Source organism: Nitratidesulfovibrio liaohensis (assembly GCF_011682075.1).
Classification (GTDB): Bacteria; Desulfobacterota; Desulfovibrionia; order Desulfovibrionales; family Desulfovibrionaceae; genus Cupidesulfovibrio; species Cupidesulfovibrio liaohensis.
The window spans coordinates 1-2,438 of sequence record NZ_VSMK01000410.1 but is presented as its reverse complement, the minus strand read 5'-3'; the positions used below and the strand labels follow the sequence as shown (position 1 = coordinate 2,438).

The following is a 2,438-nucleotide window of genomic DNA, read 5'->3' as shown; positions in this document are numbered from 1 at the left end:
GCGCAAGGATCGGCCCCGCCGGGCAACTCGCCCGGCGCCACGCTGGTCAGCACGGTGACGCCCAGCAGGATCGGGGCAATCCCGTGCCCGCGCACCGCCGCGCCCTCGGCCAGGCCCTCCACCGCCGCGCGGCACATGCGTTCGCCGCCGGAAAGGTGGATGTTGCACATGTCCGCCCCGGTGGCCACGGCTGAACGCACCGCCCCGCGCACCGTGTTGGGAATGTCGTGAAACTTCAGGTCCAGAAACACGGGAAAGCCCATGTCCTTCAGGCGGGCCACCACCTCGGGTCCGCTGGCGGTGAACAGTTCCAGCCCCACCTTCATCCACAGGCGCCCCCCGGCGTCTTCCGCCGTGCCCGGCGCACCCGCCGTATCGGTCGCGCCGCGCAGCCCGCGGGCCGTGGCCAGGGCCGCGTCCATGGTCGGACAATCCAGTGCGATAACCAGTTCGGCCATGCGACTCACCGTCCTTCCCGCCACCCCTCCATGAGCCCCCCCACAAGGTCGGGGCTGCACGAGGGCGACAGCGTGGCGGCGATGTACGCGGCCCGCAGTTCGTCGTAGGCGGTTTCCAGGTCTTCGTTGACGATCCAGGCGTTGAACCAGTGGGCTTGGTCCAGTTCCTTGGCGGCATTGGCCAGGCGGCGCTGGATGGTGGGCTCGTCGTCGGTGCCGCGCGCACGCAGGCGGCGCTCCAGTTCCGCCCGCGAGGGCGGCAGGATGAACACGTAGCACCCCTGGCGCAGGCTGCCGCGCAACTGGCTTGCACCCTGCACGTCGATGTCGAAGATCACGTCGCGCCCGTCGCGCAGCATGTCCAGGGTGGCTTGCAGGGGCGTGCCGTAGAAGTTGCCGTGCACCTCGGCCCATTCGGCAAAGAAGCCTTCGTCGCGCAGGCGGGTGAATTCGCCCACCGTGACGAAATGGTAGTCGCGGCCATGCACCTCGCCCGTGCGAGGCTGGCGGGTGGTGTAGGAAATGGAGTAGGCAAAGCGGGAAAATTCCGCGAGCAGGCGTTTGGTCAGGGTGGTCTTGCCGGTGCCCGAGGGGGCGCACAGCACAAGCACGATGCCGGAGCGTTGGCGGGCCATCAGTCGGCGTCCTCCTGCGTGTAGCGTTGGCCCACGGTTTCGGCCTGGATGGCCGAAAGGATGACGTGGTTCGAGTCTGTGATGATGATGGAGCGGGTCTTGCGCCCCTGCGTGGCGTCCACCAGCCGCCCCTCCTGCCGCGCGTCTTCGCGCAGGCGACGCATGGGCGACGACGAGGGGTTGACGATGGCCACCACGCGCGAGGCCACGACGAAGTTGCCGAAGCCTACGTTGATGAGCTTTTGCGATGACGGTTTCTGCTGCATGGCGTTCCGGCGTGCCCCATTGCCTCATGCCCGCGCTGCGCCCCGGCGGCGCGGACGCCGTGTGAGGGCAGGTGCGGGCGGACACGGGCTTGCTATTCTATGTTCTGCACCTGCTCGCGGTACTTTTCCAGTTCGCTCTTGAAGTCCACCACCAGGCGCGAAATCTGCGCGTCCTGGATCTTGTTGCCGCAGGTATTGATCTCGCGGAAGCACTCCTGAAGCGTGAAGTCCAGCCGCTTGCCCGCGTCGCCGCCCTGGTCCATGAGTTCGCGCAGCCGGTCCAGGTGGGCGCGCAGGCGGGTCAGTTCCTCGCTCACATCCAGTTTGTCGGCCAGCAGGGTGATTTCCTGCAAAAAGCGCCCTTCGTCCAGTTCGCTCCCGGCTCGTTCCAGCAGCTCGGACAGGCGGTCGCGCACGCTCTGGAAGCGTTCTTCCTTGATGTCCGGGGCGCGTTCCTCGATGCGGGCCACCCATTCGTCCATGCGGATGATGCGCGAGGTCATGTCCATGGCCAGGGCCTTGGCCTCGCGGGCGCGCGATTCGTTCCAGTCTTCCAGCGCGGCAGCAAGGCCCGCTTCCAGCCCGGCCAGCAGGTCCTCGTCCGGCTCCGCGCCCGCGTCCTCCCACAGGAAGGACAGGCCGAGCATGCGGTTGTAGTCCGGGCTGTAGGCATCGCCGCGCGCGGCGGCGAAGGCGGCCAGGGTATCCAGCATGGCCGAGGCCTGGGTTTCGTTGAAGCCCACCACGCCCAGGTCGCCCCGGCGCAGTTGCAGCCCCAGGGTGATGTCCACCCGGCCACGCGTGGCGAACTTGCGCACCACTTTTTCGAAGCGCGGTTCAAGGTTGCGCACGAAAACGGGAAGCCGCCACTTCATGTCGAGGTGACGGCCATTCACGCTGCGCACTTCCCAGGTCTGCGTCCAGTCGGCGTCTTCAAGGAAGCTGCGTCCGAAACCGGTCATGCTTCTGAGCATAGAAATCTCCTGCGGTTGCGCCCCGCGCGGCGGGCCGTGGCGCCGGAAAGACGGCCAGACGGCGGAGGACGGCGGGGCGGACGGGAAGACCGGGGCGCGGCGTGC

4 protein-coding genes are annotated in these 2,438 nt (G+C 67.8%); all 4 read right to left on the bottom strand.

What is annotated here, in order from left to right; genetic code table 11:
* Nucleotides 1–458 (bottom strand): orotidine 5'-phosphate decarboxylase / HUMPS family protein (locus FVW27_RS13195; protein WP_208294779.1); only part of this gene is annotated, 458 nt, incomplete at its 3' end.
* Between the two features lie 5 nt (nt 459–463).
* The gene (gene gmk, locus FVW27_RS13190) at nt 464–1,093 is read right to left on the bottom strand and encodes a guanylate kinase (RefSeq protein WP_167125828.1); all 630 of its coding nucleotides are present in this window, start codon (nt 1,091–1,093) and stop codon (nt 464–466) included.
* Nucleotides 1,093–1,359 (bottom strand): DUF370 domain-containing protein, encoded by a 267-nt coding sequence (locus FVW27_RS13185; protein WP_007523300.1) that lies wholly within the window; start codon nt 1,357–1,359, stop codon nt 1,093–1,095. The genes gmk and FVW27_RS13185 overlap by 1 nt, the downstream gene beginning before the upstream one ends.
* A 92-nt stretch (nt 1,360–1,451) precedes the next feature.
* Nucleotides 1,452–2,333, bottom strand: coding sequence for a YicC/YloC family endoribonuclease (locus FVW27_RS13180; protein WP_167125825.1), 882 nt, complete (start codon nt 2,331–2,333; stop codon nt 1,452–1,454).
* Nucleotides 2,334–2,438: the final 105 nt, after the last annotated feature.

Bases quoted from the DNA above. Each gene is read 5' to 3' on its own strand.
- gmk (WP_167125828.1), bottom strand. From the start codon at position 1,093: ATGGCCCGCCAACGCTCCGGCATCGTGCTTGTGCTGTGCGCCCCCTCG.
- FVW27_RS13185 (WP_007523300.1), bottom strand. From the start codon at position 1,359: ATGCAGCAGAAACCGTCATCGCAAAAGCTCATCAACGTAGGCTTCGGC.
- FVW27_RS13180 (WP_167125825.1), bottom strand. From the start codon at position 2,333: ATGCTCAGAAGCATGACCGGTTTCGGACGCAGCTTCCTTGAAGACGCC.